The sequence below is a fragment of the Paraburkholderia xenovorans LB400 genome (assembly GCF_000013645.1).
In the GTDB taxonomy this organism is placed as follows: domain Bacteria; phylum Pseudomonadota; class Gammaproteobacteria; order Burkholderiales; family Burkholderiaceae; genus Paraburkholderia; species Paraburkholderia xenovorans.
Genome location: NC_007951.1, coordinates 2804112 through 2830323, shown reverse-complemented (window position 1 = coordinate 2830323; position 26212 = coordinate 2804112). Strand labels below are relative to the sequence as shown.

Annotated in this window: 27 protein-coding genes and 1 pseudogene; 17 read left to right on the top strand and 11 right to left on the bottom strand. The window is 63.4% G+C overall.

Features of this window, described 5'->3' with window-relative positions; genetic code table 11:
- Positions 1 to 10: 10 nt before the first annotated feature.
- Positions 11 to 685 carry a phosphoribosyltransferase gene (locus tag BXE_RS12525; protein ID WP_011488670.1) on the bottom strand — a complete coding sequence of 225 codons (675 nt, stop codon included), beginning with the start codon at positions 683 to 685 and terminating at the stop codon, positions 11 to 13.
- 399 nt (positions 686 to 1084) lie between these two features.
- Here BXE_RS12525 and BXE_RS12520 point away from each other — a divergent pair.
- The 7 genes and pseudogenes from BXE_RS12520 to BXE_RS12490 all read left to right on the top strand — a co-directional run bounded on the left by BXE_RS12520 (position 1085) and on the right by BXE_RS12490 (position 7396).
- Positions 1085 to 1734 (top strand): annotated as a pseudogene (locus BXE_RS12520) (BON domain-containing protein).
- Between the two features lie 75 nt (positions 1735 to 1809).
- On the top strand, positions 1810 to 2322 hold the full coding sequence (locus tag BXE_RS12515; RefSeq protein WP_011488668.1) for a BCAM0308 family protein: 513 nt from the start codon (positions 1810 to 1812) through the stop codon (positions 2320 to 2322).
- 51 nt (positions 2323 to 2373) lie between these two features.
- Entirely contained in the window at positions 2374 to 4353 is a 1980-nt protein-coding gene (ftsH, locus tag BXE_RS12510; RefSeq protein ID WP_011488667.1) for an ATP-dependent zinc metalloprotease FtsH, read from the top strand.
- Positions 4354 to 4702: 349 nt separating this feature from the next.
- Complete coding sequence (locus BXE_RS12505) at positions 4703 to 5323, top strand: LemA family protein (protein ID WP_011488665.1); 621 nt, start codon at positions 4703 to 4705, stop codon at positions 5321 to 5323.
- On the top strand, positions 5320 to 6177 hold the full coding sequence (locus tag BXE_RS12500) for a TPM domain-containing protein (RefSeq protein WP_011488664.1): 858 nt from the start codon (positions 5320 to 5322) through the stop codon (positions 6175 to 6177). The genes BXE_RS12505 and BXE_RS12500 overlap by 4 nt, the downstream gene beginning before the upstream one ends.
- Positions 6178 to 6179: 2 nt before the next feature.
- Positions 6180 to 6677 (top strand): TPM domain-containing protein, encoded by a 498-nt coding sequence (locus tag BXE_RS12495; RefSeq protein ID WP_011488663.1) that lies wholly within the window; start codon positions 6180 to 6182, stop codon positions 6675 to 6677.
- A 131-nt stretch (positions 6678 to 6808) separates the two neighbouring features.
- A complete protein-coding gene (locus tag BXE_RS12490) occupies positions 6809 to 7396 on the top strand; it encodes a hypothetical protein (protein WP_038458762.1) in 588 nt (195 codons plus the stop codon).
- 163 nt (positions 7397 to 7559) lie between these two features.
- Here BXE_RS12490 and BXE_RS12485 read toward each other — a convergent pair whose 3' ends face one another.
- The 10 genes from BXE_RS12485 to BXE_RS12445 all read right to left on the bottom strand — a co-directional run bounded on the left by BXE_RS12485 (position 7560) and on the right by BXE_RS12445 (position 17446).
- Positions 7560 to 8579: a transporter gene (locus tag BXE_RS12485; RefSeq protein WP_011488661.1), complete on the bottom strand. Its 1020-nt coding sequence runs from the start codon at positions 8577 to 8579 to the stop codon at positions 7560 to 7562.
- 45 nt (positions 8580 to 8624) lie between these two features.
- Positions 8625 to 8750 carry a cytochrome bd-I oxidase subunit CydX gene (gene cydX, locus BXE_RS44225; RefSeq protein WP_081435520.1) on the bottom strand — a complete coding sequence of 42 codons (126 nt, stop codon included), beginning with the start codon at positions 8748 to 8750 and terminating at the stop codon, positions 8625 to 8627.
- 54 nt (positions 8751 to 8804) lie between these two features.
- Entirely contained in the window at positions 8805 to 9941 is a 1137-nt protein-coding gene (gene cydB, locus BXE_RS12480; RefSeq protein WP_011488660.1) for a cytochrome d ubiquinol oxidase subunit II, read from the bottom strand.
- Between the two features lie 35 nt (positions 9942 to 9976).
- On the bottom strand, positions 9977 to 11584 hold the full coding sequence (locus BXE_RS12475; RefSeq protein WP_011486685.1) for a cytochrome ubiquinol oxidase subunit I: 1608 nt from the start codon (positions 11582 to 11584) through the stop codon (positions 9977 to 9979).
- The gene (cydP, locus tag BXE_RS12470; RefSeq protein WP_011488659.1) at positions 11574 to 11834 is read right to left on the bottom strand and encodes a cytochrome oxidase putative small subunit CydP; all 261 of its coding nucleotides are present in this window, start codon (positions 11832 to 11834) and stop codon (positions 11574 to 11576) included. The genes BXE_RS12475 and cydP overlap by 11 nt, the downstream gene beginning before the upstream one ends.
- A gap of 464 nt (positions 11835 to 12298) precedes the next feature.
- Positions 12299 to 13429, bottom strand: coding sequence for an ABC transporter permease (locus tag BXE_RS12465; RefSeq protein WP_011488658.1), 1131 nt, complete (start codon positions 13427 to 13429; stop codon positions 12299 to 12301).
- A 6-nt stretch (positions 13430 to 13435) separates the two neighbouring features.
- Entirely contained in the window at positions 13436 to 14572 is a 1137-nt protein-coding gene (locus BXE_RS12460) for an ABC transporter permease (protein WP_011488657.1), read from the bottom strand.
- Positions 14569 to 15519 (bottom strand): ABC transporter ATP-binding protein, encoded by a 951-nt coding sequence (locus BXE_RS12455; protein ID WP_011488656.1) that lies wholly within the window; start codon positions 15517 to 15519, stop codon positions 14569 to 14571. The genes BXE_RS12460 and BXE_RS12455 overlap by 4 nt, the downstream gene beginning before the upstream one ends.
- Positions 15516 to 16460 carry an ABC transporter ATP-binding protein gene (locus tag BXE_RS12450; protein WP_011488655.1) on the bottom strand — a complete coding sequence of 315 codons (945 nt, stop codon included), beginning with the start codon at positions 16458 to 16460 and terminating at the stop codon, positions 15516 to 15518. The genes BXE_RS12455 and BXE_RS12450 overlap by 4 nt, the downstream gene beginning before the upstream one ends.
- Complete coding sequence (locus BXE_RS12445) at positions 16457 to 17446, bottom strand: HlyD family secretion protein (protein WP_038457831.1); 990 nt, start codon at positions 17444 to 17446, stop codon at positions 16457 to 16459. Before BXE_RS12445 ends, BXE_RS12450 begins: the two co-directional genes overlap by 4 nt.
- Before the next feature lie 464 nt (positions 17447 to 17910).
- Between BXE_RS12445 and BXE_RS47895 the strand changes: the two genes are divergently transcribed.
- The 10 genes from BXE_RS47895 (at position 17911) to BXE_RS12400 (ending at position 26146) form a co-directional block, all read left to right on the top strand.
- Positions 17911 to 18039 (top strand): hypothetical protein, encoded by a 129-nt coding sequence (locus BXE_RS47895; RefSeq protein ID WP_267886351.1) that lies wholly within the window; start codon positions 17911 to 17913, stop codon positions 18037 to 18039.
- Positions 18036 to 18569 (top strand): flavin reductase family protein, encoded by a 534-nt coding sequence (locus BXE_RS12440; protein WP_011488652.1) that lies wholly within the window; start codon positions 18036 to 18038, stop codon positions 18567 to 18569. Before BXE_RS47895 ends, BXE_RS12440 begins: the two co-directional genes overlap by 4 nt.
- 48 nt (positions 18570 to 18617) lie before the next feature.
- Entirely contained in the window at positions 18618 to 19214 is a 597-nt protein-coding gene (locus BXE_RS12435; RefSeq protein WP_011488651.1) for an NAD(P)H-dependent oxidoreductase, read from the top strand.
- A 320-nt stretch (positions 19215 to 19534) separates the two neighbouring features.
- The gene (locus BXE_RS12430; RefSeq protein ID WP_011488650.1) at positions 19535 to 20140 is read left to right on the top strand and encodes a 2'-5' RNA ligase family protein; all 606 of its coding nucleotides are present in this window, start codon (positions 19535 to 19537) and stop codon (positions 20138 to 20140) included.
- A gap of 144 nt (positions 20141 to 20284) precedes the next feature.
- Positions 20285 to 20686 (top strand): DnaJ family domain-containing protein, encoded by a 402-nt coding sequence (locus BXE_RS12425; RefSeq protein ID WP_011488649.1) that lies wholly within the window; start codon positions 20285 to 20287, stop codon positions 20684 to 20686.
- Between the two features lie 134 nt (positions 20687 to 20820).
- Positions 20821 to 21411 (top strand): tRNA adenosine(34) deaminase TadA, encoded by a 591-nt coding sequence (tadA, locus tag BXE_RS12420; RefSeq protein WP_011488648.1) that lies wholly within the window; start codon positions 20821 to 20823, stop codon positions 21409 to 21411.
- Between the two features lie 29 nt (positions 21412 to 21440).
- Positions 21441 to 22367, top strand: a complete 927-nt coding sequence (gene ldcA, locus BXE_RS12415) for a muramoyltetrapeptide carboxypeptidase (protein WP_011488647.1) — start codon at positions 21441 to 21443, stop codon at positions 22365 to 22367.
- A 323-nt stretch (positions 22368 to 22690) separates the two neighbouring features.
- Complete coding sequence (locus tag BXE_RS12410) at positions 22691 to 23428, top strand: GntR family transcriptional regulator (RefSeq protein WP_011488646.1); 738 nt, start codon at positions 22691 to 22693, stop codon at positions 23426 to 23428.
- A gap of 343 nt (positions 23429 to 23771) precedes the next feature.
- Positions 23772 to 25253, top strand: coding sequence for an NCS1 family nucleobase:cation symporter-1 (locus BXE_RS12405; protein ID WP_011488644.1), 1482 nt, complete (start codon positions 23772 to 23774; stop codon positions 25251 to 25253).
- Between the two features lie 26 nt (positions 25254 to 25279).
- Positions 25280 to 26146 carry an aspartate/glutamate racemase family protein gene (locus tag BXE_RS12400; protein ID WP_011488643.1) on the top strand — a complete coding sequence of 289 codons (867 nt, stop codon included), beginning with the start codon at positions 25280 to 25282 and terminating at the stop codon, positions 26144 to 26146.
- Positions 26147 to 26212: the final 66 nt, after the last annotated feature.

Sequence of the window (26212 nt, the reverse complement as noted above, 5' to 3'; positions counted from 1 at the left end):
GGGCGGCGCATTACAGTGTGTCCTGGTGGGAGCGGGCGAGGAGCGCGCGCACTTCAGCGTCGCTCGTCTGCCCGAAGTCCCGATAGAACTGGCCGACGCCGCCGAAATGACGCGCAGGGTGGGTGCAGACAAACTGGTCGGCCAAGCCTTCGAGCCGTTTTGCCGTGCTTTCCGGCGTGACCGGTACGGCCACCACGATTCGCGCAGGTTTGCCGGTACGCAATGCCTCGACGGCGACACGTACCGATGAGCCGGTGGCGATGCCGTCGTCGACGATGACGACTGTCCGGCCTTCGAGGTTCGGCGGTGGCCGCGGGCCGCGATATAACGCTTCTCGCCGTGCCAGTTCGCGGTGTTCGTCGTTGAGTACGGCGGCGACTTCCGGCTGGGTGACGCGCGCCATGCGGATGGTCTGCTCGTCGAGATAGAGCGCCCCGCCGGTGGCGATCGCGCCCATCGCCAGTTCCGGATAATGCGGTACGCCCAGCTTGCGCACGACCAGCACGTCGAGTTCGACGCCCAGCGCCCGCGCGACCTCATAGCCGACCGGCACGCCACCACGCGGCAGCGCGAGCACGATCACATTGCGACGTCCCGCGTATTCGCCCAACTGTAGGGCGAGCATGCGTCCTGCTTCGGCACGGTCGCGAAACGGCGGCCCGGCCGCCATCCGCTCCGCGCTCATGGCACCGCCGCTGCGACCTACGCGCCGCTTGTCCTGCGAAGATATCTTCGCCATTTCCCGCCTCCCTGTGGATGCGCAGCAGACCTGGCCCTGTCGCTTGACTGCCTGATCGCTATCTCGCGATAGAGCCGCTCGATTCGCCCACGCTCACCAGGCGCCGTGCCGGCGCCAGGCAAAGTCGCCGATGCTGCCGCCATGCCGTAGCGAAATGCTTCATCGACCGCTGCCTCTCGATTCAGCGCCCAGATTAGCGCACCAGCGGTGGTCCGAGCGCGCTTGACCTGAGTCAACCGGATGTTGCCGGCGCGGGACTATGGTTCACGCATCCGTTCCCGGATTCTTTCGCGTTCACGGCGCGCATCGCGCACGACGAAGGACATACAGCGGCAGGAGATACCGATGAAATCAGATCTGGAACTCAAGCATGACGTGGATCAGGAATTGCTTTGGGATCCTGCGCTCGATGCCAGAAACGTCACCGCTACGGTGCTCAACCGCATCGTGACCCTGGAAGGCTCCGTGAACAGTTGCGCGCAGAAACTCGCTTTGCAGAAAGCGGTGCAGCGGGTGGCCGGCAGTCGTGCGGTCGTGCTCGACCTGGTGGTCCGTGCACCGTCTCCATTGAGGCACACCGACGAAGATCTGGCCGCGGCGATCGTCTCGGCGCTGCAATGGCAGGAAGGGCTTCCCGAAGACGCCATACGCGTGGTGGTGGAACACGGTTGCGTCACGCTCACCGGCGAGGTGGATTACGGCTTCCAGCGCCAGATGGCCGAAGTACTGGTGAGTCGGATGCGAGGCGTCGTAGGCGTGGCCAATCAGATCGAGGTGCGAATCGATCCGGTCGCAGCCGACGTCAGCAAACATATCGCCGAAGCGTTGCAACGGCGCTCGCGGCGCGAGTCAGGCGGTATTTCGGTCGACGTGCATGACGGCGTGGTCCGCCTGACCGGCGTGGCCGATTCGCTCCTCGAAAGCGTGTGGCCTGCGGCGTCGCCTGGGGCACCAAGGGCGTGCGGTGGGTGGTCGACCAGCTGGTCGTCGCATGAGTCGCGGCGACTGGCGCTGCACGCTTTCCCGTCCTGTTTGAATCAGCTGTGACTATTACCACGAGGGGCTGCGAAATGACCACGATACAGACACGATTGAAGCGCAAACAGATGCGCCGGGACAGGCAGCCCCAAGCCCATATCTACGACAGTTACCGGCCGCGCGGACGAAGCGCGGGCGCTTCGCGCTGTCCCGACTGCGGCGCGGTATTTGACGACGGCCGCTGGACGTGGCGCATGTCGGCCGGGCAGATGCATCAGTTGCAATGCCCGGCGTGCAAGCGGATTCATGAGCAGGCGCCGGCGGGAGAAATCACTTTCGACGGCGACTATCTGCTGAACCGCGCCGACGAAGTTCTGGCCTTGCTGCATCATCAGGCCGATGGCGAGAAGGAGGAGCATCCGCTCGAACGGATCATGGATATACAGCAGCAGCCGGAGCATATCGTCGTGCAGACCACGGGGCCGCATCTGGTTCGCCGGCTCGGCGCGGCGATGCTGCATGCGCATCAGGGCGAGCTGGAGATCAGCTATCGCGACAACGAAGGGCTTCTGCGTGCCCATTGGGTCCGTTCATCGGGCAAGTGACAGGCGAGGCCGGATTTCCCTCAAGCTGTCTGACGATCGGCGCAAACGGCGATGAACGAAAAATCGAATTACACAGGTGTACTGATACCGATCGGCGTCGTGCTGCTGCTTCTCGCGCAGATCTTCCTGTACCGGCAACCGACCGAAGCGATCGCGTACAGCGACTTTCACCGGCTGCTGGTCGCGCGGCAACTCGACAACCTGGAGATCGGTTCGGACCAGATCACCGGCAGCGTCCGGATGCCAGGCGCGGCTCCTTTGCTGCCGGCATCCGCCGCGAGCGGACTCGCCGCCAATGGCGAGCCGTGGCGCTTTTTGACCGTGCGCGTGAGCGACGATCATCTGATCGAGGATCTCGCCAACTCGGGCGTCCGTTATACCGGTGTAGCCGACAGGATAGGGTTGGCGGCGGTGCTCGGCTGGATCGTCCCCATACTGATGCTCGCGGCTGTGTGGAGTGTTTTCATGCGGCGCGGTGGCGGCGGTTTGCGTGATTTCAGCGGGATCGGCAAAAGCAGGCCCAGAGTCTACGTCGCACAGGACACCGACGTCACATTCGACGATATCGCCGGCATTGACGAAGCGAAGGCCGAGCTGAAGCAGATCGTCGAATTTCTGCGTAATGCCGAGCGCTATCGGCGCCTCGGAGGCAAGATTCCCAAGGGCGTGCTGATCGTCGGCGCGCCGGGTACCGGCAAGACCCTGCTTGCCAAGGCCGTGGCGGGGGAAGCGGGCGTGCCGTTCTTTTCGATCAGCGGTTCGGCGTTCGTCGAGATGTTCGTGGGAGTGGGGGCGGCGCGGGTGCGCGACCTGTTTGAACAGGCGCAGAAGAAGGCGCCGTGCATCGTCTTTATCGACGAACTGGATGCGCTCGGCAAAGTGCGCGGCGCCGGTGTCACATCCGGCAACGACGAACGCGAGCAAACCCTGAATCAGCTGCTGGTCGAGATGGACGGATTCCAGCCGAATTCCGGCGTGATCATTCTGGCGGCGACCAATCGCCCCGAGATTCTCGATCCGGCCTTGCTGCGGCCCGGACGCTTCGACCGGCATATTGCCATCGACCGGCCGGACCTCAACGGGCGCCGGCAGATCCTGCAGGTCCACGTGAAGAAAGTGACGCTCGCAGCGGACGTCGATCTGGCCGAGATTGCATCGCGCACGCCCGGTTTTGCCGGAGCCGATCTCGCCAACGTGGTCAACGAAGCCGCGCTGCATGCGGCCGAACTCGACAAATCCGCGGTCGGCATGGTGGATTTCGACGAAGCGATCGACCGGGCGATGACCGGCATGGAACGCAGAAGCCGCGTCATGAACGAACAGGAAAAGATCACCATTGCCTATCACGAAGCGGGCCACGCGCTGGTCGCGCTGAGCCGGCCACATTGCGACCCCGTCAAGAAGGTGTCGATCATTCCGCGCGGCGTCGCCGCGCTCGGCTATACGCAGCAGGTGCCGACCGAAGACCGCTACGTTCTGCGCAAGAGCGAACTGCTGGACCGGCTCGACGCGTACCTCGGCGGACGCGTGGCGGAGGAAATCGTTTTCGGCGACGTATCGACCGGAGCCGAGAACGATCTGGACCGGGCAACGGCGCTGGTGCGGCATATGGTGACACGCTACGGAATGAGCGAGCGGCTGGGGCTTTTCACGTTCGACAGCAGTGATCCCGGCGTGGGCTATCCGTCGGCGGGCGGGCGAGGCGAGCGCTTCAGCGAAAGCACCGCGAAGCTGGTCGACGACGAAGTTCGACGCGAACTGGCCGAGGCCCACGAACGCGTGACGCGCACGCTCGCCGACAGCCGCGCGCAACTGGACCGCATTGCGCGGCGCTTGCTGGAGTGCGAAGTGCTCGACCAGGCCACGCTGCTGCAACTGATGACCGGCGACGCCGCGCCGCCAACCGCGCTGCAACAGAACGCCACGGCGGCAGCCAGTGCGGCGGGGACCGGCGCTTCAGGGCCCGCGGCGCCCGAGGCGAACGCCGCGGGCACTCCGTCTCCACTCGCCCAGCACGGGTCAGTGGCATGACGGCGCGAAAAATCGACTATCTGCTACCCGGCGGCGGTGTAGCCAGTGCAACGGCGGCGCGGGTGCTGCGCGCGTCCGCAACTGACGAAAGGGTTTCGCGACGGCAGCCTCGACACGACGCAAATGGCGATTCATGAGGCCGGGTTTTGCACCGGCCCGCGCATTGAACGGCCGCACGTCACGCGCGCCGATCCGCCAGTTCTCATGGGCTTGACCGGGATCAACGAACCCAGCTTCACAGCGAATACTGTTCGTTGCAGGGATAGAACCGCTTGCGTCGCGTGGCGTGTGTCGATGCTTCCGCTCATCGGCCCGGTCCATGCGGCTATTAAAACAGGGAGAAAATTCAATGCGCACGCTATATCTGGGTTTGCTGGCCGCCATCGTCACGATGCTCTCCGGATGCGGCTACAACGCGATCCAGAGGCAGGACGAACAGGTGAAGGCAAGCTGGTCGGAGGTCGTCAACCAGTATCAGCGCCGCGCCGATCTGGTTCCGAACCTCGTGAATACGGTGAAGGGCTTTGCAGGCCAGGAGCGGGCTGTCCTTCTCGGCGTTACCGAGGCTCGCGCGCGGGTCGGATCCGTGCAGGCTACGCCCGAGTTGCTGAACGACCCGCAGGCGTTCGCGCGTTTCGAGTCCGCCCAGGCGCAACTGTCGAGTTCGCTGGCAAGACTGCTGGTCGTTTCCGAGGCTTATCCGCAGTTGAAGTCGGACGCCAACTTCCGCGACCTGCAGGCGCAGCTCGAAGGCACCGAAAACCGTATAGCGGTGGCTCGAAACCGCTATATCAAGGCCGTGCAGGACTACAACACGACTGTCCGGTCGTTCCCGTCCAATCTCACGGCCAGTGTGTTCGGCTATAAAGAGAAACCTAACTTTTCGGTCACGAACGAAGCGGAGATCGCCCGCCCGCCGCAGGTCGATTTCAACACGGCGCCCACGCCGGCCAGCGGAGCGGCAAATTGAACATCCTGAAGCTGACCGGCACGCTGCTGCTTGTCCTCTGCGCCTTCCTGCCGCCCGGCGCGGGCGCGGAAGTGCCGATTCCGGCGCTGAGCGCGCATGTCACCGACGAGACCGGCACCCTCGCGGACGACCAGCGCGCTTCGCTCGAACAGACCTTGCAAGCGTTCGAGACGAAAAAGGGAAGCCAGATTTCCGTGCTCATGGTGCCTACCACCGCGCCGGAGACCATCGAGCAATATTCGCTTCGCGTCGTCGAGCAATGGAAGCTGGGCCGCAAAAACGTCGATGACGGCGTGCTGCTGATCATTGCGAAGAACGACCGGACGCTTCGCATCGAAGTGGGCTACGGCCTCGAAGGCGCGCTCACCGACGCAACGAGCAGTCGCATCATCAACGAGACGATCGTTCCGCGGTTCAGACAGGGTGATTACTACGGCGGCGTCGCGGCCGGTGTCGACAGCATCATGCGTGTGGTCGACGGCGAGCCTTTACCCGCGCCGGATCAGCGTGCCAGCGGCTCAACGCGGTTCGGGCGCTATCTGCCGGTTCTTTTCGTGCTGACCCTGGTGGCGGGCGGTGTCTTGCGCGTGTTGCTGGGGCGGCTGCCCGGCGCCGTCGTGACCGGGGGCGCCGTCGCGGTGGTTGCGTGGATGCTGTCGGGCGCGCTGCTGATCGCGATCGCCGCCGGTGTGATCGCGCTCGCGTTTACGCTGCTCGGCAGCGGTCTCGGCGCCAGCGCCGGCGCGCGCGTGATCGGCGGGCAGTCCGGAAGGCTCGGCGGCGGTTCCGGCCGCGATATCTTCCGGGGCGGCGGTGGCGGATTCGGCGGCGGCGGCGCGTCGGGCAGGTGGTAGCCATGAATCTCGAACGCATCAGCAGACATCTGTTCCTGACCCGCTGGCATGTGAACCGGGCCTTTCCGGTCCCGGTGCTGCGGGCCATCGACAAAGCCGTGCGCGACAGCCATGCCGCGCACATGGGGCAGATCCGTTTCGCCGTTGAAGGCACGCTTCACATCGCGGCGCTCTGGGAAGGGATCTCGGCCCGGGAGCGCGCGATCGACGTCTTTTCCCAATTGCGCGTCTGGGATACCGAGCACAACAATGGGATACTGATTTATGTGCTGCTCGCCGATCATGATGTGGAGATCGTCGCCGACCGGGGTGTGCACGCCAGGGTCAGACGAGGCGAGTGGGAAGCGATCTGCCAGCGAATGGAGGCGGAATTCAGGCGCGGTAACTATGAGGCCGGCGTGCTGGGCGGCGTCGGGCAGGTGACGGAGTTACTCAGGAAGCACTTCCCGGCAGAAACCGGGACATGCGACGAATTGCCGAGTAAGCCGGCTATCCTGTGAGCATGCGTCCGCTTGCAGAGGCGCGACAAGGCGTCCGCGAGTGAGCGGCCGTTAGCGGTGCCCGTTTCGTTTGCACCGTCGGCCGCCATGCGCGGGGTTCGGATGGGTGTCGTGTGCAGGGAGTCGAAAACGTGAAAGATGCGTATGAGCGGCGTGCGTTGCTGCTTCATCTGGGCGACGTGCTGGAGGCGGTCAATCGTCTCATGATTTGCAGCGGCGACAAAGAGGGCAAACAGGACAAACAGACCGTGCACGAAGCAGTGGCCGCGCATGATTCGCTGGAGGGCTTGCCTCTGCTCACGCATGTATCGCCTTCGATGACCACGCGGGATTTCGTCGAGCATGCCACTGCTGCCTTTCTTTCCTGGCCGAGGGAATTGCTTGAACTGGAGCTCGATCGCGAGCAGCTGGCGCGTACGGTTCAGCAGGCGCTTTTTACGGGCAACGCGCAAGGCTGGCAGGACTATGTCGCGACACTGCGCAAGGCGGTTGCGTGGTTCGGCGCGAACCTGAAGCCCGTCGAAGCGGGCGAGCAGCCCGGCGAGGCCGCCACTGGCGCGGATACGCAACAGCCGGATCCTCTCGCCGACGCGGATACGGGGCGGCCGGATGCCGGCGATATCGAACGCGATAGTGGCGACCGGTCACAGGCTGCGCGTGAGAGCGTGGAAAACGGCGGACGCTTATATCCGTCGTGGCCCTGGAAATCGGGCGTCTGACTGGTCTGATCGATCGTCGACGTAAGCCGGCCTTGATTCAGCACAAGGGAGTTCGAGCGGGACCGGGGTAAGGTTTGCATTGGGGGTGGGGACCCCCGGGAGTAGCGTGTTAAGCCCGGTTCGTCCGGGCTTTTTTTCTGCCGGTGACCGGTATGAACCGGCATCAATCGCGCCTCGGGCGAAAGATCAGCCAGGCTGCGAGGCTCGTGAGAAGCACGGCGATCGTGGCGACGATCCAGAATCCGCGAGTGTCGTATCTGAAGGGAAGGCCGCCCACGTTCATTCCGAGCAAGCCGGAGATCAGGTTGATCGGCAACGCAATCACGGTGACGGCCGTGAGGATCAGCACACTCCTGTTCGTATGCTCGGCCACGCGATTGGCGATTTCCGCTTCCAGCAGCTTGATGCGTTCCTCGAGGCCGCTCATGTCGCGCAGTCTCAGCGAAAACTCCTCGGCGGATTGCCGCAGCGACTGGATGTCTTCGTCACGCGCCCATCTGGGCGGCCGGTTGACGAGGCGAAAGAGTGCGGCAGGCTCCGGCGCCAGCAGCCGGCGCAGGCTCACCAGGTCGCGGCGTATGATGCCCAGGCTCGAACGTTTCGGCAATTTGCCGGTGAGCAGCGTTTCATCCACTTTATTGGCTGTTTGGGCGGCCGTTCGCACAATTCCGGTCAGGACATCGGCCTGCTCTTCCAGCAGGTTGATCAGAAGTGACATGGGGCTGCGAAAGGGCTGCCCGGCTTCGATAGCCAGTGTCAGCTGATTGACCGAGCGCAGCGGCCGGGCGTGCGCGCTGAGTAGACAGCGGTCGCCGACATTGAGCCACAACGTCGCCACCTGGAGGGGCGTTTGCCTTCTGAAGTCGTATTCGACGTCGTTGAGCACGGCAATGACGTCTTCGCGCACGTGCGTCATCCGGGTTGAACGCGAGCCTTCCCTGAGGGTTTCAGTGAAGGCTTGCGGCATGCTCACCATGCGTCGCAACGGCAGACTGTCCAGCACTGCGGGAATATCGTCGAAATGTAGCCAGATGAATTCCCCGCTGCTGTCGTTCCGATGCTCCAGCCACCCGGCTGCGGTGTCCGCGTCTATCTCGCGGCCGGTTCCACTGGCTGAAAACAGATAGCCGCGGTCCAGCGGGAAGGTGTCGGTTTTCTGCGCCAACGGCGCGGCGGTGCTCATTGAATGCTCCTTCCTGCCCGGCGACCCGAACACCCTTCCATCGACTCAGACCCGCTTCTGATCAGGGCGCCTGGTGCCCTGAACCGGTCGGGCCGATTCAAGCCAAAGCGCGTTGATTATGCCGAACGCAAGCGCTACGCCAATACCAAGAATCCAGCTGAAATACCACATTGTGTGCTCCCGGTAAGCAGTTCCAGTGATTTGCGAAAATGTGCGGAATGCCGCTCAGTACATCGTGTGCCGGTTCTCTTCGAGCGCCGCCGCGGTCACCTTGCCGCGCATCACGCGATACACCCAGCTCGTATAGATCAGGATGAGCGGCAGGAACACGATCACGGCGATCAGCATGATCTGCAGCGTCATGCGGCTCGAGGTGGAATCCCACACGGTGAGGCTGCTGCGGCCGTCGAGCGAGGAGGGCATGATGAACGGGAACATCGAGAAGCCCGCCGTGAGGATCACGCCGACGATCATCAGCGAGGTCGCCAGAAAGGCGCTCTTCTCGAAGCGCGAGCGCGCGAGCAGCGTGGCCAGCACACCGCCCGCCAGACCGGCCACCGGCGCGGCCACCATCCACGGATAGGTCGCGTAGTTGGCCAGCCACAAACCGGGCGCGCCGGTCACGCTCTTGAGCAGCGGATTGGCCACCGTGTCGAGCGGCGCGGCGTCGACCAGCTGATAGCCGCCGATCATCGTGGCGATCAGCGCGCCGGCAATCAGGAACAGCACCACGGCCGCGAACGAAGCGATCCGCAGCGCGAGCGACGCGCGCTCGGCCACGATGTCGTCCGCTTTCATCTTCACGAAGGCGGCGCCATGCGCGGCCAGCATCGACACGCTGACGAGCCCGCACAGCACCGCGAACGGGTTGAGCAGCGCGAAGAAGCCGCCGTGATAGGTCACGCGCAGATCGGTATCGAACGAGAACGGCACGCCTTGCAGCAGGTTGCCGAACGCGACGCCGAACACGAGAGACGGCACGAAGCCGCCGACGAACAGGGCCCAGTCCCACGCGCTGCGCCAGCGCGGATCTTCACGCTTGCTGCGGTAGTCGAAGCCGACCGGCCGGAAGAACAGCGAGAACAGCACCAGCAGCATGGCGAAATAGAAGCCGGAGAACGACGCCGCGTACACCAGCGGCCACGCGGCAAACATCGCGCCGCCCGCGGTGATGAGCCAGACCTGATTGCCTTCCCAGGTCGCGCCCACGGTATTGACGACGATGCGCCGTTCGGCGTCCGTCTTGCCGATGAACGGCAGCAGGATCGCCGCGCCCATGTCGAAGCCGTCGGTGAGTGCGAAGCCGATCAGCAGTACGCCGATCAGTACCCACCAGATCAGTTTGAGGGTTGCATAATCCATGATGATCTTTTCCCTTGAATCTCGGTGGCGGCGAATCAGGCGACCGTGCTGGTCGGCAGCGGCCGGTTGTCCAGCGGCTGATCCGGTGACGGTTGTTCGTGGTGATAGCGGCCCGTGTGCAGCGAAGAAGGACCGAGCCGCGCGTACTTGAACATCAGCATGATTTCGATGATGAACAGCACCGTGTAGAACACCACGAAGCCGCCGATACTCAGATACAGGTCGCCCGCGGTCAGACTCGAGGCCGACAGGTTAGTCGGCAGAATGCCCGCGATGGTCCACGGCTGACGACCCACCTCGGCGACGATCCAGCCGAATTCGGCCGCGAGCCAGGGCAGCGGAATCGCCCACAGCGCCCAGCGCAGGAACCAGCGGCGCTTTTCCAGCAGCAGCGAACGTTGCGCGCAGAACCAGAAGGCGAGCACGAAGGTGGCGAGGAACAGGATGCCGAGGCCCACCATCAGCCGGAACGAGAAGAACACGGGCGCTACCGGCGGGATCGTTTTCTTCGCGGCCTGGGTGATCTGGTCCGGCGTGGCGTCGGTGACGTTCGCGGTGAACTGCTTGAGCATCAGGCCGTAGCCGAGATCCTGCTTGTGCGCGTCGAAGGCGGCTTTGGCTTCGTCGGTGACGTCGCCCTGTTTGAGCTTCTGCAGCGCGGCGTAGGCCAGCATGCCGTTCCTGATGCGCGCTTCGTTGCGCACCATCAGGTCTTTCAGGCCGACCACGGGTTCGTCGAGCGAACGGGTGGCGATCAGGCCGAGCGCGTAGGGAACCCGGATCGCGTAGTCGGTGCGCTCTTCTTTCTGGTTCGGAATCCCGATGATCGTGAACGGGGCCGGCGCGGGCGCGGTTTCCCATTCGGATTCGATCGCGGCGAGCTTGACCTGCTGGACTTCGCCGGTGCGGTAGCCGGATTCGTCGCCGAGCACGATCACGCACAGCGTGGACGCAAGGCCGAAACCGGCGGCGATCGCGAACGAGCGCAGTGCGAATTCGGTGTCGCGGCGCTTGAGCAGATACCACGACGACACGCCGAGCACGAACATCGAGGCCGTCACGTAGCCGGCGGAGACGGTGTGCACGAACTTGACCTGCGCGACCGGATTGAACAGCACGGAGAAGATGCTGTCGAGTTCCATGCGCATGGTCTGGTAGTTGAAGGTGGCGCCGACCGGATTGTTCATCCAGCCGTTGGCCACCAGAATCCACAGCGCCGAGAGGTTCGAGCCGAGCGCGACGAGGAACGTCACGATCACGTGCTGCACCCTGGAGAGCCGCTTCCAGCCGAAGAAGAACAGGCCGACGAAGGTGGATTCGAGGAAGAACGCCATCAGGCCTTCGACGGCGAGCGGCACGCCGAAAATGTCGCCCACGTAATGCGAGTAGTACGACCAGTTGGTGCCGAACTGGAATTCGAGCGTGAGACCGGTGGTCACGCCCATTGCAAAGTTGATGCCGAAGAGCTTGCCCCAGAACTGGGTCATGTCCTTGTAGATCTGCTTGCCGGTCATCACGTAGACGGATTCCATGATGACGAGCAGCCAGGACAGGCCGAGCGTGAGCGGGACGAACAGGAAGTGATAAAGCGCCGTGATGGCGAACTGGAGGCGCGACAGTTCTACGACTTCGCTAACGGGCATGTTGATCACCTTGGGACGGATGCGAGGCAGGCACGGAGAGCAGCGCCTGCGCGACTTGCTCGGGCGGCAGCGACATGTTTTCCGCCTGAGGATGATTGAAGAAGGTGTACTTGAGCACCATCAGTAATGCGAACTTGATGGCGAGGACGATAACGATATCCCGTCGGAAAGTCGGTCCGCGCAGCCAGCCGGCGAGTCGCGTGCGCAGGGCGGCGCGGCGTGGATTCCTGTCGTTCAGCGTGATGGTCATGATCGGTCGATGGACGACTTCGTTCGAGTTTGAGCGGGCCGACTGCCATGCGATCGGTCGCGGTAAGTCATATCTTCATGAAAGAACGGCCGTCCACGCTTGAGCAATGTCAAGAAACTCGGGGCTGCAACGCAGCGAGGTCGATAAATAGCCGATCTCGTGCTGGATTCGTCTGCCGGGCGTGGTGGTTTTTCAACGTGACGGGTTCGTTGCGGCACGTCAACCGGGCTGGCAAAAGTCCGCGTACGCCCTATACGGAACGCGCGTATGAAAGATGTCCCGACATCAGATTCGCCATGCAGGCTGAAAGAAACGTGCTCACTTGCAATCTCGGGGAATCGTCAGCTCGTCAGGGCGTGGATCCGGACTTGTTTGCAGGTGCGTTGACGTACTGACGCATACTCAAGCACTGAATCGTCCGCCAGGCCGTGCACAACCGGAACCCATCGCACAGAAGCTGCGATTCAGTCGAGCGATTTGCGAAAACGCAGGACGCTCAGCGTCAGCATGATCCCGCCGAGCGCCGCCATTGCCGCGAGTTGCGGCCATAGCACCGCAAAGCCGGTGCCCTTCAGGAATACCGAGCGCAGTACGACCAGAAAGTAGCGCAGCGGGTTGATGAGCGTAATCCATTGCAGCACTTTGGGCATCGCGGCGATAGGGAACGCAAAACCCGACAGAATGAAGAGCGGATTGATGAGAAAGAAATTGAGCGCGAATGCCTGTTGCTGCGTGCGCGAGAAGGTGGACAGCAGCAAACCCAGGCCGAGTGCGGCGAGCAGAAAAAGCGATGCACCGACCAGCATGACGAACGGATTGCCGACGAACGGCACGCGAAACCACCCTATGCCGACCGCGGTGACGAGAGCAACGTCGCCGAGACCGATCAGGAAGAACGGCACGGTCTTGCCGAGAATGAATTCGACCGGCTTGATCGGACTGACCATGATCTGCTCCAGCGTGCCGATCTCGCGTTCACGAACCACGGCAAACGCCGTGAGGCTGACCACCTGCATCAGCGTCAGCGTGCCGACCACGCCTGGAATGAAGAACCAGCGGTCGTCGATCGTATCGTTGTACCAGGGTCTTTCACGCAGCGTCACGTCAACGGTGGGCGGCGCCGGCGCCGTGGAATTGGACCACTGGTCAGCCATCTGATCCGTCTGGAATTGCGCGACGATCTGGCTGACGTAGCCGAGCGCGATCAGCGCCGTGTTGGAGTTGGTGCCGTCCACCACGACCTGCAGCGGCGCGCTCTGGCCGTTGCCGAGATACTGCGCGAATCCGGCATGAATGACGAGCGCCATCGTCGCCTTGTCGCTATCGATGTCATGCGTGATCGCGCCGGCCGTCGTGGCGTTATCGACAACGTCGAACTTGCCCGTGGCGACGAAATGCGAGACGAGGTTGCGGCTCGCCTGGCTATGGTCCAGATCGAGTACGGCGAGGCTCACGTGGTTGACGGTGAAAGTCGCGGCGTAGCCGTAGATGATCACCTGCAGCAGGAGCGGCACGACCAGCCGGAATATCGCCCACGGGTCGCGCTTGAGTTCGAGGAACTCCTTCATCAACATGACCTGCAGACGGTCGAACATGATGTGCTAGTCCAGATGTTTGCGGAACGCCCGTGAGGCGATCCAGATAATGGCCAGCGCATACACAGCCAGAGCGAGAATCGGCATGGCGAGATCGGGAATGGTGCTGCCTTTCAGGAACACGGCCCGCAGGATCGTGATGTAGTAGCGGGCGTAGACGAGCAGCGTGGCGACCTGAATCGGCGCGGGCATCTGGTCGATGGCGAACGTGTAGCCCGACAGCATGCTGGTCGGCAGCATGGTCAGCAGCAGTGCCACCTGGCTCGCGCCGAGCTGGCTGCGGATATGCACCGACACCAGATAGCCGATGCCGAGCACGACGAGCGTAAACAGCGCGGTCGTGGCGATCAGCGTGCCCACGCTGCCGCGCAACGGCACGTGAAACCAGTACACCGTGCTCAGCAGACAGAATGCCGCGTTGATGAGCCCGATCACGAAGTACGGCAGCAGCTTGCCGAGCATCACTTCGAGTGCGGTGACCGGCGTGGAAATGAGTTGCTCCATCGTGCCGCGTTCCCACTCGCGCGAGATGGTCAGCGACGTGAGCTGCGCGCCGACCAGCGCGAGAATGACCGCGACGACGCCCGGAATGATGAAATTGCGGCTGTCGAGCGTCTCGTTGAACCAGACACGCGGTTCGAGATCGACCGCTCCCACGGTCTGTGCCGGTATGCCGTGGGACTGCTGCCAGCGCGTCTGGAACGCGGCCGTGATTCGCGCGACGACGTTCTGCGCGTACCCGATCGCAATGTTGGTCGTATTGGCGTCGGTCGCATCGAACACGGTTTGCACCGAGGCCGTACCCGTCGTGGTGAAGACACGCGAAAAATTGACCGGAATGGTGACGACGCCGGCACACGTGCCGCGATCCATCGCATCGCGCAGCGCACGCTCGTTGTCCACGTTCCGAACCGCGGAAAACCAGTGCGACGACACGAAGTCCTGCACCAGTTCGCGGCTGAGCTGACTGTGCTCCTCGTCGTTGATGCACAGCGGCACTCGCCGGATGTCGAGGCTGACGCCGTAGCCGAGCAGCACCATCTGCAGCAGCGGCATCAGCAGCGCGATGGCGAGACTGCGCGGATCGCGCCAGATCTGCAGCGTTTCCTTGAATGCCATTGCCAGCAGACGCCGCAGGCTCATGTTGAGTGCACTCCCTTGTCCGCGTGGGTGACCAGCTGGACGAACACGTCTTCGAGGCTGGCGCGGATGGCGCGCACGCTCGTCACCTCGATATGCCGGGCTGCGAGAAACTGCTGAAGCACGGTGTTAGCCGCACCCAGATGCATCAGCACGTGCAGCCTGTCGCCGAAGATCGCGGCGTCGATCACTTCGGGCGCTTCGCGCAGCGCGGCGAGGGCCGCGCCCAGCGGCGTGCATGCCACCTCGAACAGGTTGCCCCCGAGATTCTGTTCGCGCAGCTCACTGGGGCTGCCGATTGCCACCAGATGGCCCGCATCGATCAGCGCGATGCGGTGGCAGTATTCCGCCTCGTCCATGTAATGCGTGGACACCAGTACTGTCACGCCGCCCGCGGCGAGGCCGTGAATCAGGTCCCAGAACCGGCGGCGCGCCTCGGGCTCGACGCCTGAGGTCGGTTCGTCGAGAAACAGCACGGGCGGGTGGTGCAGATTCGCACAGCCGAGCGCGAGCCGTTGCTTCCAGCCACCCGCGAGCGTGCGCACCAGCGTATCTTCACGCCCTTCGAGTCCCGCGGTCGAAATGGCAAGCTGGATACGCTCGGCGATTTCGCGCCGGGGAACCCGGTAGATGCCGCAGAAAAAGCGCAGGTTTTCGCGGCAGGTCAGGTCGCCGTATAGCGAGAACTTCTGCGACATGTAGCCGATATGCGAGCGTAGCGCCTCGGCCTGGGTGCCGACGTCGAAGCCGGCCACGCAGGCGCGCCCGGCGCTGGGCGAAAGCAGCCCGCACAGCATGCGGATGGTGGTCGACTTGCCCGCTCCGTTCGGACCGATGAAGCCGACGACCTCGCCTTGGGCGATGGACAGGTTGAGCCCGTCGACCGCAGTAAACGCGCCGAATCGTTTGGTCAGGCCGACCGCCTCCACGACCGGAGCCGCGGCGCTCATGTTGCGCTTCCCGACCCGACGAGCGCGACGAAAACATCTTCGATGCCCGGCTCGATGGAACTCACGGTTGCGTTCGCAATGGAGCGCGCGGCAAGCCGTGCCTGCAACTCCGGCAGACGGCGCGCCGCGTCGTCGACGCGCACGTGCACACGGTCGCCCATCAGTAATGCGCTGAGCACGCCGGGCGCATCCACGAGTGCGTCGTGTACCGCGCGCGGGTCTGCCGCGACGACTGCGAACAGGGCTCCCGGCATGGTCTGCTTCAGCCGTGACGGCGTATCGCACTGGCGGATTTGCCCGGTATGCAGCAGCGCGAGCCGCGAGCAGCGTTCGGCTTCGTCCATATAAGCGGTGGACAGCACGATGGTGACGCCGCTTTCGCGCAGGTTGTACAGAATCGCCCAGAAATCGCGCCGCGACACCGGGTCCACGCCGGTAGTCGGCTCATCCAGCAGCAGCACGCGCGGGGTGTGAATCAATGCGCAAACCAGGCCGAGTTTCTGCTTCATGCCGCCCGACAACTGCCCGGCGAGACGATCCCGGAACGGCACGAGCCCGGCGGCCTCGAGAAGTTCGCCGCTGCGGGTTCGATTGGTTTTGCGCGACACCCCGAACAGTTCGCCGTAGAAAAAAATGTTCTCGGCGACCGTCAGATCTTCGTACAGGCCGAAACGCTGGGGCATATAGCTGAGCGCCGCTTTCGCGAGTTCCGGCTTCGCTATCACGTCGATATTTTCCAGCGAGATCTCGCCGGCGTCCGGTCGCAGCACGCCCGCCAGCATGCGCATGATGGTGGTCTTGCCCGCGCCGTCGGGGCCGACCAGGCCGAAGATTTCTCCGCGCTCGATATCGAGGCTGACACCGCGCACCGCCTGCACGGCCCCGAAACTGCGGACCAGGTCGCGTACATGGATCGCGGTCACGGCCGCGGCGGTGCTCATTTGCCGGGCGCCAGCAAGGCGATCGACGCATCGGCCGGCATGCCCGGCAGCAGTTCGTGCGTGGGGTTGTCGATATCGATGCGAACCCGATAGACGAGCGTCACGCGCTCGGCGTGCGTCTCGACCGTTTTGGGCGTGAATTCGGCCTGCGGAGAAATGAAGCTGATGCGTCCGTGATACGTCTTGCCGGGGTAGGTGTCGGTGGTCACGGTGACGGCCTCGTTGAGACGAACCTTGCCGATATCCGGCTCGTTCACATACGCGCGCAGCCAGACGTGATCGAGTTCATCTAGCGTGAAGATGGCGACGCCCGATCCCGCGAGCTGGCCGAGCTCCGCCTCGCGTACCGCGATCACGCCGTCGAATGGCGCGCGCAGCACCGTGTAGGAGAGCATGACTTCGTCGAGCTTGAGCTTCGCATCCGCCGCGGCCTGGTTCGCGCGCGCGAGCGCGATGTTGTTGCTCGCGACTTCCACCAGCGCCTTGTCGTGCGCCAGCGTCGCGGCGGATTGCCGTTCGGCGGTGAAGGCGAGGTCGCGCGTCTGGCGCGCAATGGCGTTGCCCTTCACCAGGTTTTCCGCCCGCCCCAGGTCGAGCTGCTTTTCGCTGAGATCGAACTGATCGCTGACGACATTGTTGCGTGCCGCGGCCAGGGTGCTTTCATTGGCGCTGATCTGCGCCGTGGCCACCTGCAGATTGGTACGGTCGATTTCCGTCTGCTGGCGATACAGGCGATCGTCGACGCGCGCGAGCACGGTGCCGCGTCGGACATAAGCGCCTTCGTCGAAAGGCAGATAAACAATGGGTGCCTGCACCTGAGTGACGCTCAGGACACTTTCGTGGGCCTCGATGTTGCCGGACACCACGATATGAGTCGTATCGGCATGCGAGCCGAACAGCACCGGCCAGCGCCACGCCACGATGCCGGCTGCCGTGACGGCGACCAGCACGAGCAGCGCCTGCGTGCGGTGTTTCGATAGGTCCATATTTTTCGTTCGTTTGAACTGCATCCGGATGGAGAAGGCGAAGCCGGAGATCGCGAGGCTATCTATGTTGCGTTTGCTGAAGATAGAGCCGCTGCCCGTCCGGCCAATTGACTCAGGTCAAGTTGAAACTCCATAGGGGCCAGGTCGCGGCTGATCCGCCGTCTGACGGAATCGTTACGATCGCGCGAGGCCGCATTCGCCGGCTCGATCCCGTAACGGTGAGTTGCGGTGAGGCATTTCGTAATCTTCGGCTTGTGCTCCCGGCGCCACCAGTGCCCATGCCAACGTCAATGCGGTTTCACCTGCCCGTGCGCTCGCACTTGCCGCGCGCGGCACTGCCATCTTCGTGGTCGGCGCATTCCGTTCTTGACGTGAGTCAACGTGGCAATAGTCAAGACGCCTACATTTCCTGCTGGACCCCGAACATCGGGCCTTGGGCGTTCTAACTCACGAGGAGAATATCCATGCAGTCGCAGATCATGATGATGGGATTTCTGGCCGTCTCTACGCTTGTCACGATTGCCATGTTCGGGCGCATGCCGCAGAGGCGGGCCGTGCTGAAACGGGCGACGGTCCGGCGCGGCGGACAATGAAAGAAGTACCGCTCGCGGAGGTCTACCAACTGCTCGAACCGGGGCCGGTCGTACTGCTCACGACGCGCCATAAGGACCGTGCCAATGTCATGACGATGTCCTGGCACATGATGGTCGAATTCGTGCCGCCACTCGTGGCGTGCGTGGTGAGCCAGGCCGACTACAGTTTCGCCGCGTTGCGCGCAACGCGGGAGTGCGTCATCGCCATCCCGGCCGTGGAACTGGCCTCGGCCGTGGTCGAGATCGGCAATTGCAGCGGGCGCGAGATCGTCGATAAATTCGACGCTTCCGGTTTGACGCCGCTGCCGGCCGAATGCGTGGCTGCGCCACTTGTGGCGCAGTGCTTCGCGAACCTTGAATGCAAGGTGGTCGATACGCGGCTGGTGAACCGGTACAACCTGTTCGTGGTGGAGGTGCTGAAAGCATGGCGAGATCCGCGGCAGCGTAATCCGAAGACCATCCACCACCGTGGATACGGTGTATTCACGGTCGACGGCGAAACGATCCGGCTCAAATCGCGTATGCCATAGCGAACCTTCAGCCGGGCGCGTTGCCGTTCACCTGTCTGGGAGGAAGAGATGAAACATCTTGCCGTAGTAGCTCACCCCGTCGAAAACAGCTTCACGATGGGACTGACGCGTGCCTATACCGATGAACTCGAAAAGCTCGGACATACCCAGCGTACTTACGACCTCTATCGTATGGGATTCAACCCGGCGCTCAACGCGCAGGAGTTGTCGCCAGCCAACGACAAACACCCTGTCTGTGCCGATGTGGCCGAGGCTCAGGATGAAATTCGCGCCGCCGACGCCCTCACTGTGATTTATCCGCTCTGGTGGATGTCGATGCCGGCCATGATGAAGGGGTATATCGACCGGGTCTTTGCACGCGGTTTCGCCTATGAGTCCAGTCATGGCGTGGTGCGCGGACTGCTGGGCGGAAAGAAGGCTGTGCTGATCACCTGCTCGGGTGCGCCGCTGCCGGTCCTGGTGAAGAGCGGAAACTGGAACGCCGTGCAGGTTCTGCAGGATACGCATGTGCTCCGTTCCACCGGTTTCGAGTTGATCGAGCACCTGCATTTCGACGAGATCGCGCCTGAACTGCCGGCGGACGTGGCAGCACAACATATGGAACGCGTTCGAGCCTGCGCGCGGCAGCATTTTGGCCGCGGCTGATACTTCCAGATTTTCTTCCTGTTTTTTCACCAGTTCCCGTTGCTGTTTGTACTGTATGAATGTACAGTATTGTGCACGGGCTGGTCACCGCGATCGGTTTGAGTGCGAGGCGCAAGCGCTATAACGGGAAATGAGTACCCGCCGAATAACGGCGCGTTTCCGGCGGCCCGCATACACCTTGCTAATCCCGGGGCTTGTCGTAGCAAGGCGATCGCACAGCTTCGCATAGTCGGGTGGTCTGAATCGATCAGGCGCTCAGGCAAGCCTGTGCAATGAACGGGGATTCATTTACATGCCGGCTTTATCTGGTCAGGAACTCCATGCCTGAACAATTCTGGTTGCCTGGGCTCGAGGCGCCGCCAACGCCGACAGACGGCCTGTTTTTTGCCGTCTTTCCAGACGCCAATACAGCGGCCGGCATCTCGAAGCTGGCGCAACGGCTTTGCGCGGAGACGCGCGCGCGCAGCAAGCCGCTCGCGGCGGCCCGCTTGCACGTCACCTTGCAGCACCTCGGCAATTTCGTGGGAGGTTTGCCGCAAGCGCGAGTCGACGCGGCGATGAAAGCTGCTGCGTCAATCAGGATGGAGCCGTTCAGCGTCGAATTCGACACGGTGGTGAGCTTTGCCTCGAAGCCTCGACCGGGACCATTGGTGCTGACAGGCGGCGAGGGTGTGGTTGGGTTGCATAGGCTGCACGACGCTTTGTGCCGCGAACTGCAAAACGCGGATTTCGGCGAGCACGCCGCGCCGGCCGCGGTGGACTATACGCCGCACGTCACGCTGGCGTATGGCATGCCGTGGGCCGCCGCACGCCCTATCGAGCCGGTGTGCTGGAATGTGCGCGAGTTCGCGCTGGTGCACAGTCTGCTCGGGCGCACGCGCCATGTCCTGCTGGCGCGGTGGCCTTTGGCCGATCACGGGTCATAGCGCTCTGCGGCACCCAGGCGATGCTGACCTGTTGAAATGCGACGGCTCGAAGCCGCATGCCGCAGGAGGTTTCGTCGGCTGGAGAGCCGGAACGATCGTGCGCTGCCTGATAGAATGCTTGGGCCGCAACGTAGTGGATCGCAGATGAAATTGCTTGATGCGTTAGTCGAACAGCGTATTGCCGCCGCAGCCGCACGCGGCGAGTTCGACCAGTTACCGGGCGCGGGCGCGCCGCTATCCCTGGGCGACGATGCGCTGGTCCCCGAAGAAGTGCGCGTCGCCAACCGGATTTTGAAGAACGCGGGTTTCGTGCCGCCCGCTGTCGAGCAGTTGCGCGCGTTGCGCGACCTGCGAGCGGAGTTGAATGCCGTGAGCGACCGGGCTGCCCGCTGCCGGCTTCAGGCGCGCATGCTGGCGCTCGATATGGCGCTTGAATCACTGCGCGGCGGCCCGCTGGTTCTGCCACGCGAATACTGTCGGCGGATCGCCGAGCGGTTGTCGGAGCGCGCCGGCAGTCCCGATACGGCAGAGGCGGGTTCGCCGTGAGCGAGCCGCTTGCCCCTTCCACGGTGCCGGTTTCAGATTCTTTCAAATCTCACGAAGCGCCGGATGCCATGAGTTCTTCAGCCTCGGCGAATGGCGTCGCCGAACCGATCGCGATGGATTCCGGCACCGCCGCCATGATGGAGGCAGCGGCCGGGTCCGTGCCCGGCGATTCGCCCGCATCATCCGCGGTCTTGGAGCGCGATCGCCGCTTCATGGCGCTCGCACAAGCTGCCGCCGAAGAGGCGCGCGCCATCGGCGAAGTGCCCGTCGGCGCGGTGCTCGTGCGAGGCGACGAAGTCATCGCCAAAGGTTTCAATCACCCAATCGGGGCGCACGACCCGTCTGCGCATGCGGAAATGGTCGCGTTGCGCGCCGCGGCGCAGGCTGTCGAAAACTACCGTTTGCCGGGCTGCGAACTTTACGTGACGCTTGAGCCGTGCCTGATGTGCGCCGGCGCGATCATGCACGCGCGCATCGCCCGTGTCGTATTCGGGGCGCGCGATCCGAAAACCGGTGCGTGTGGCAGTGTCGTCGATGCGTTCGCGAATCCGCAACTGAATCATCACACCACGGTGACCGGCGGCGTGCTCGAAAGCGAATGCGGCGCGGCGCTCAAAGCGTTCTTTGCCGAACGGCGGCGCGCAAGCCGCGAAGCGCGCGTGTCGGCACGTGCCGAAGCGGGTGCCGACGCAGGTGCCGACGCGGGCCCGGCGAAAGCGCCCTGAAACAACCACGTTCAATAAGGTCCTCGCTCATGGCCGTCCATCGCACCATCGAACTGATCGCTCCGTCCGGGTATCCGCATGATCCGGAGGTGCTGCATCGCGCGCTGCAACGTTTGCATGCGCAGGGACATCGTGTCGAGGGCGCGGAGGCGGCGAAGCGCCGCTACCAGCGTTTCGCGGGCACGGACGGCCAGCGCGCCGCCGATCTGAACCGGCTCGCCGACCCGTCGCGCGAGTTGCCGGACATCGTGCTGGCCGTGCGCGGCGGCTACGGCGCGGTGCGCATTCTGCACGGGCTCGACTACGAAGGGCTGCAACGGCGGTTGACCGATCAGCCGGTCGCTCTGGTGGGGCACAGCGATTTCACCGCGATCCAGCTTGCGTTGCTGGCGCGCGCCGGCGTGAAGACCTTCGGCGGCCCGATGGTGATGAGCGACTTCGGCGCTGAGGAACTCAGCGAATTCACCATGCAGCACTTCTGGTCCGCGTTGACAAAGCCGACCATGACGGTTTCGAGCAACACGCCGCAGGCGCAGCCGGTGGACGTCTCGGGCATGTTGTGGGGGGGTAACCTGGCGGTGCTGGTCTCGCTGATCGGCACGCCGTATATGCCGCCGGTGAAGGGCGGCATCCTGTTCATCGAGGACGTCAACGAACAGCCGTTCCGGGTCGAGCGGATGATTTATCAACTGCACCTGTCCGGCATCCTCGCGCAGCAACAGGCGCTCGTGCTGGGCGACTTCTCCGGCGCCAAAGCGTACGACTACGACAACGGCTACGATCTGCATGCAGTGATCGAGCAGGCGAGGTCGGTGATCGGCATTCCGATCGTCACCGGCCTGCAATTCGGGCATGTTCGCAACATGCTGACGCTGCCGGTTGGCGCGAACGCGCATCTGGTTGCCGACGCACACGGATTCAGACTGAGCTTGTCGGACTATCCATACCTCGCCTGAAGCGGCAGAGAAGGGAAGCGGGCAATCGCCCGTTTTCTTTCAGTTCAATATCGCAACTAACGGTCATATCAAAAGACGGCCGCCAACAGGATGCTCCGTGAAGGTCCGGCGATTTTGTTGACAAAACGCGCTCACATGAGACGCTGTCATTCCACCTTGATTAAACCCATTCCATATACAGGACGGGCTGCGGAGCCGAGCCAGACCCAAAGTCAACAGACACACCGCCCACCGTTACCGTAAAATTTGTCAAAATTAAAATCAAAAATTGTTGACAATCTTTATGTCCATCCTATGATGACCAACATACCGAGACGAACATCATGTCCGACACAGAGTCCGCCGCCAACAGTTCGAAACCCGAAGCGATCGCCGAGCGCATCCGCGCGGCGATCCTCGAGCATCGGCTCGCGCCGGGCGCCAAGCTGACAGAAGCGCAGTTGTGCGAAGTATTCGGCGTGAAGCGCGGCCCGATCCGCCAGGCGCTAGCGCAACTGGCCACCGACCACCTCGTCGATCTCGAACCGAATCGCGGAGCGTTCGTGGCGAGCCCGTCGTTGCAGGAAGTGCATGAAGTATTCGAGATGCGCCGCATCATCGAACTGGCGGTGGTGGAAAAGATTTGCAGCGGTCACGGCGTGCGGCGTTTGAAGAGCATTGGCAGCATGATCGGCCGGGAACGCAAGGCGTTCGAAACGCGTGATTTTCCGGCGTGGATTCGCCTGTCGGGCGAGTTTCACACCGAGTTGGCGGGGCTCACCGGCAACACCGTGTTGTGCGACTGCCTGAACGGACTGGTGGCGCGCTCCACGCTGATTTCCGCGCTGTACGAGTCGCTCGGACGCAGCCCATGCTCGTTCGAGGACCACGAAGCCATTCTCGCCGCGCTCGACGCCGGCAATGCGAAAGAGGCGGCGGCACTGATGTCGCGCCATCTGCAAAGCGTCGAGTTGAAGATGCTGGACCGCCCCGCCCGCGGCGCGGCCGATCTGCGTGAAGTATTCGGCGCACTCAACGGTGCGCCTGGAGATTCACCCACGACAAAGTCCGCGCCAGTCTGAGGCAGGCGGCCGGCGTGCGCGCTTTAGTGGTGCGCGCCGCACTGAATTGAACTGAACTGAACGAATCAAGGCGTTGCAAGGCGGCTCGGCGTGAGCGCTGCCGGCTTGCGCACGCGTGTCCGCCGCCGGGAGGCGGACCTGAAGTAGCAGCAACGCATCGCCGGCGGTCCGCGGCTGCCGGCGGTGCGATAACCACAAGTACTTCAGTACGGAGACATCCGTGGCACGGCCAACCAACGGTTTGCATGTCCTTTGTTCCGAGCGGACAGAGCGCGCGCGACTGGCATGGCCGATGCAACGTCCTTCGATTCGCTATCGATGGTCCCTATCCCAAGGAGGAATCATGGCTCAGTTCAGTGCAGCGCCCGGCAGTCCCGCAATTCCCGCTTACGCCGACGGCGGCGCGCCCGGCGATCCGTCGATGCCGGCAGGCTACAGCGAGCGGCTCTATAACGAAGACCTCGCGCCGTTGCGCCATCAAACCTGGGGCGCCTACAACATCTTCGCGTTCTGGATGTCGGACGTGCACAGCGTCGGCGGCTATGTGTTCGCGGGCAGTCTGTTCGCGCTCGGCCTGACGAGCTGGCAGGTGCTGATCGCGCTGCTGGTCGGCATCACGATCGTGAACCTCTTGTGCAACCTGATCGCGAAGCCCAGCCAGGCGAACGGCGTACCTTATCCGGTCGCATGCCGCGCGACTTTCGGCGTGCTCGGCGCGAATATTCCCGCGGTGATTCGCGGCCTGATCGCGGTTGCGTGGTATGGCATTCAGACCTATCTGGCGTCGAGCGCGCTGGTGATCGTGGTGTTGAAGTTCGTTCCGCAGTTGCTGCCTTATGCCGATGTTCATCATCACGGCTTCATGGGGCTCTCCACGCTCGGCTGGGCCGGTTTCATGCTGCTGTGGGTCTTGCAGGCACTCGTGTTCTGGCACGGCATGGAGACCATCAAGAAGTTCATCGACTTTGCCGGGCCGGCCGTCTACGTGGTGATGTTCATTCTCGCGGGCTACATGGTGTATCGCGCAGGGTGGCGCAACATCGGCATCAATCTGGGCGGTGTCAAATATCACGGCATGCAGGTCGTGCCGGTGATGATCACGGCGACTTCGCTGGTGGTGTCGTACTTCTCCGGACCCATGCTGAACTTCGGCGACTTTTCGCGCTACGGCAAGAGCTTTCGCAGCGTGCAGCGTGGCAACTTCTGGGGGCTGCCGGTCAACTTTCTGGCCTTCTCGCTGGTGACTGTGATCACGACCGCGGCCACGCTGCCGGTGTTCGGCGAGCTGATCACGGACCCGGTCGAAACCGTGGGCCGTATCGACTACCCGACCGCGGTGATTCTCGGCGCGCTGACCTTCACGATCGCGACGATCGGCATCAACATCGTCGCCAATTTCGTCTCGCCCGCGTTCGACTTTTCCAATGTCGCGCCGCGCCTGATCAGCTGGCGCGCGGGCGGTATGCTCGCGGCGGTGGCGTCGATCTTCATCACGCCGTGGAATCTGTTCAACAACCCGGCCGTGATTCACTACACGCTGGACGTTCTCGGCAGCTTCATCGGACCTTTGTACGGTGTACTGATCGTCGATTACTACCTCGTGAAGCGTCAGAGAATCGTTCTCGACGATCTGTACACGGTCGCGCCCACCGGCTCGTACTGGTATCGCAACGGCGTGAACTATCGGGCCGTGGCCGCGCTGCTGCCGGCAGCCGTGATCGCGGTGATCTGCGTGATGGTGCCCTCGCTCGACGGTATGGCGAACTTCTCGTGGTTCATCGGCGCCGGGCTCGCCGCGCTGTTCTATCGCGTGATTGCACGCTGAATTTTGCAGATGCAACAGGAGTCGATATGCGCATCAAACTGATCAACCCGAATACCACGCAACGCATGACGGAGGCGATGGGCCGCTGCGCGCGTGAAGTGGCCGCGCCGGGCACCGAAGTCATCGCCGTGAATCCGACAATGGGACCGCCGTCGATCGAGGGCTATTACGACGAAGCACTCGCGACGCCGGGTTTGCTCGCCGAGGTCGCCGCCGGCGAGCGCGAAGGCTGCGATGGCTACGTGATCGCCTGCTTCGGCGATCCCGGTCTCTATGCGGCGCGTGAGTTGGCGCGAGGGCCGGTGATCGGCATCGCCGAGGCGGCGATGCACGCGGCCAGCGTGCTCGCGCCGGGCTTTTCGGTGGTGACCACGCTGGCGCGCACATGCGGCATGGCGTGGCACCTCGCCGAGCGCTACGGCATGAAGCGGTTTTGCCGTAACGTGCGCGCCACCGACGTCGCCGTGCTCGACCTCGACAAGCCGGGCTCGGCGGCGCGCCGCATCATCCTCGACGAATGCCGCCGCGCGCTCGACGAGGACGGTTCGGACGCGATCGTGCTCGGCTGCGCGGGTATGGCCGAACTGTGCGCGGAGATCGAAGACGCGCTCGGCGCGCCGGTGATCGAGGGTGTGACCGCAGCGGTGAAATGGACCGAGGCGCTGGTCGCGCTGCGTCTTTCGACAGCCAAGCGCGGTGACTACGCGCGGCCGCTGCCCAAGCGTTACGACGGCGCGCTGGAGTCCTTCAGTCCGGCTGAGGCCGATCCGGATGCGTTGCCACCGCGTGGTTCTGCCGGCGTTTCCTCCGCGAGCGCACCGGAGAATGCGGCAACGCCCGATCCGTTGCGGGTAAACACTACGGAAGCAGGGCGGCACATACATTCAGTGTGACACGCACTATCTGCCCGGGTGTATGGGCGGGTCCGGGTGTTTTCGCTACACTGGTCCAACTCGGCG

Excerpts from the sequence above, each read along its gene's own strand:
- BXE_RS12525 (WP_011488670.1), bottom strand. The coding sequence starts at position 685 with ATGAGCGCGGAGCGGATGGCGGCCGGGCCGCCGTTTCGCGACCGTGCC.
- BXE_RS12515 (WP_011488668.1), top strand. The coding sequence starts at position 1,810 with ATGACCACGATACAGACACGATTGAAGCGCAAACAGATGCGCCGGGAC.
- ftsH (WP_011488667.1), top strand. The coding sequence starts at position 2,374 with ATGAACGAAAAATCGAATTACACAGGTGTACTGATACCGATCGGCGTC.
- BXE_RS12505 (WP_011488665.1), top strand. The coding sequence starts at position 4,703 with ATGCGCACGCTATATCTGGGTTTGCTGGCCGCCATCGTCACGATGCTC.
- BXE_RS12495 (WP_011488663.1), top strand. The coding sequence starts at position 6,180 with ATGAATCTCGAACGCATCAGCAGACATCTGTTCCTGACCCGCTGGCAT.
- BXE_RS12485 (WP_011488661.1), bottom strand. The coding sequence starts at position 8,579 with ATGAGCACCGCCGCGCCGTTGGCGCAGAAAACCGACACCTTCCCGCTG.
- cydX (WP_081435520.1), bottom strand. The coding sequence starts at position 8,750 with ATGTGGTATTTCAGCTGGATTCTTGGTATTGGCGTAGCGCTTGCGTTC.
- cydB (WP_011488660.1), bottom strand. The coding sequence starts at position 9,941 with ATGGATTATGCAACCCTCAAACTGATCTGGTGGGTACTGATCGGCGTA.
- BXE_RS12475 (WP_011486685.1), bottom strand. The coding sequence starts at position 11,584 with ATGCCCGTTAGCGAAGTCGTAGAACTGTCGCGCCTCCAGTTCGCCATC.
- cydP (WP_011488659.1), bottom strand. The coding sequence starts at position 11,834 with ATGACCATCACGCTGAACGACAGGAATCCACGCCGCGCCGCCCTGCGC.
- BXE_RS12465 (WP_011488658.1), bottom strand. The coding sequence starts at position 13,429 with ATGTTCGACCGTCTGCAGGTCATGTTGATGAAGGAGTTCCTCGAACTC.
- BXE_RS12460 (WP_011488657.1), bottom strand. The coding sequence starts at position 14,572 with ATGAGCCTGCGGCGTCTGCTGGCAATGGCATTCAAGGAAACGCTGCAG.
- BXE_RS12455 (WP_011488656.1), bottom strand. The coding sequence starts at position 15,519 with ATGAGCGCCGCGGCTCCGGTCGTGGAGGCGGTCGGCCTGACCAAACGA.
- BXE_RS12450 (WP_011488655.1), bottom strand. The coding sequence starts at position 16,460 with ATGAGCACCGCCGCGGCCGTGACCGCGATCCATGTACGCGACCTGGTC.
- BXE_RS12445 (WP_038457831.1), bottom strand. The coding sequence starts at position 17,446 with ATGGACCTATCGAAACACCGCACGCAGGCGCTGCTCGTGCTGGTCGCC.
- BXE_RS47895 (WP_267886351.1), top strand. The coding sequence starts at position 17,911 with ATGCAGTCGCAGATCATGATGATGGGATTTCTGGCCGTCTCTACGCTT.
- BXE_RS12440 (WP_011488652.1), top strand. The coding sequence starts at position 18,036 with ATGAAAGAAGTACCGCTCGCGGAGGTCTACCAACTGCTCGAACCGGGG.
- BXE_RS12435 (WP_011488651.1), top strand. The coding sequence starts at position 18,618 with ATGAAACATCTTGCCGTAGTAGCTCACCCCGTCGAAAACAGCTTCACG.
- BXE_RS12430 (WP_011488650.1), top strand. The coding sequence starts at position 19,535 with ATGCCTGAACAATTCTGGTTGCCTGGGCTCGAGGCGCCGCCAACGCCG.
- BXE_RS12425 (WP_011488649.1), top strand. The coding sequence starts at position 20,285 with ATGAAATTGCTTGATGCGTTAGTCGAACAGCGTATTGCCGCCGCAGCC.
- tadA (WP_011488648.1), top strand. The coding sequence starts at position 20,821 with ATGATGGAGGCAGCGGCCGGGTCCGTGCCCGGCGATTCGCCCGCATCA.
- ldcA (WP_011488647.1), top strand. The coding sequence starts at position 21,441 with ATGGCCGTCCATCGCACCATCGAACTGATCGCTCCGTCCGGGTATCCG.
- BXE_RS12410 (WP_011488646.1), top strand. The coding sequence starts at position 22,691 with ATGTCCGACACAGAGTCCGCCGCCAACAGTTCGAAACCCGAAGCGATC.
- BXE_RS12405 (WP_011488644.1), top strand. The coding sequence starts at position 23,772 with ATGGCTCAGTTCAGTGCAGCGCCCGGCAGTCCCGCAATTCCCGCTTAC.
- BXE_RS12400 (WP_011488643.1), top strand. The coding sequence starts at position 25,280 with ATGCGCATCAAACTGATCAACCCGAATACCACGCAACGCATGACGGAG.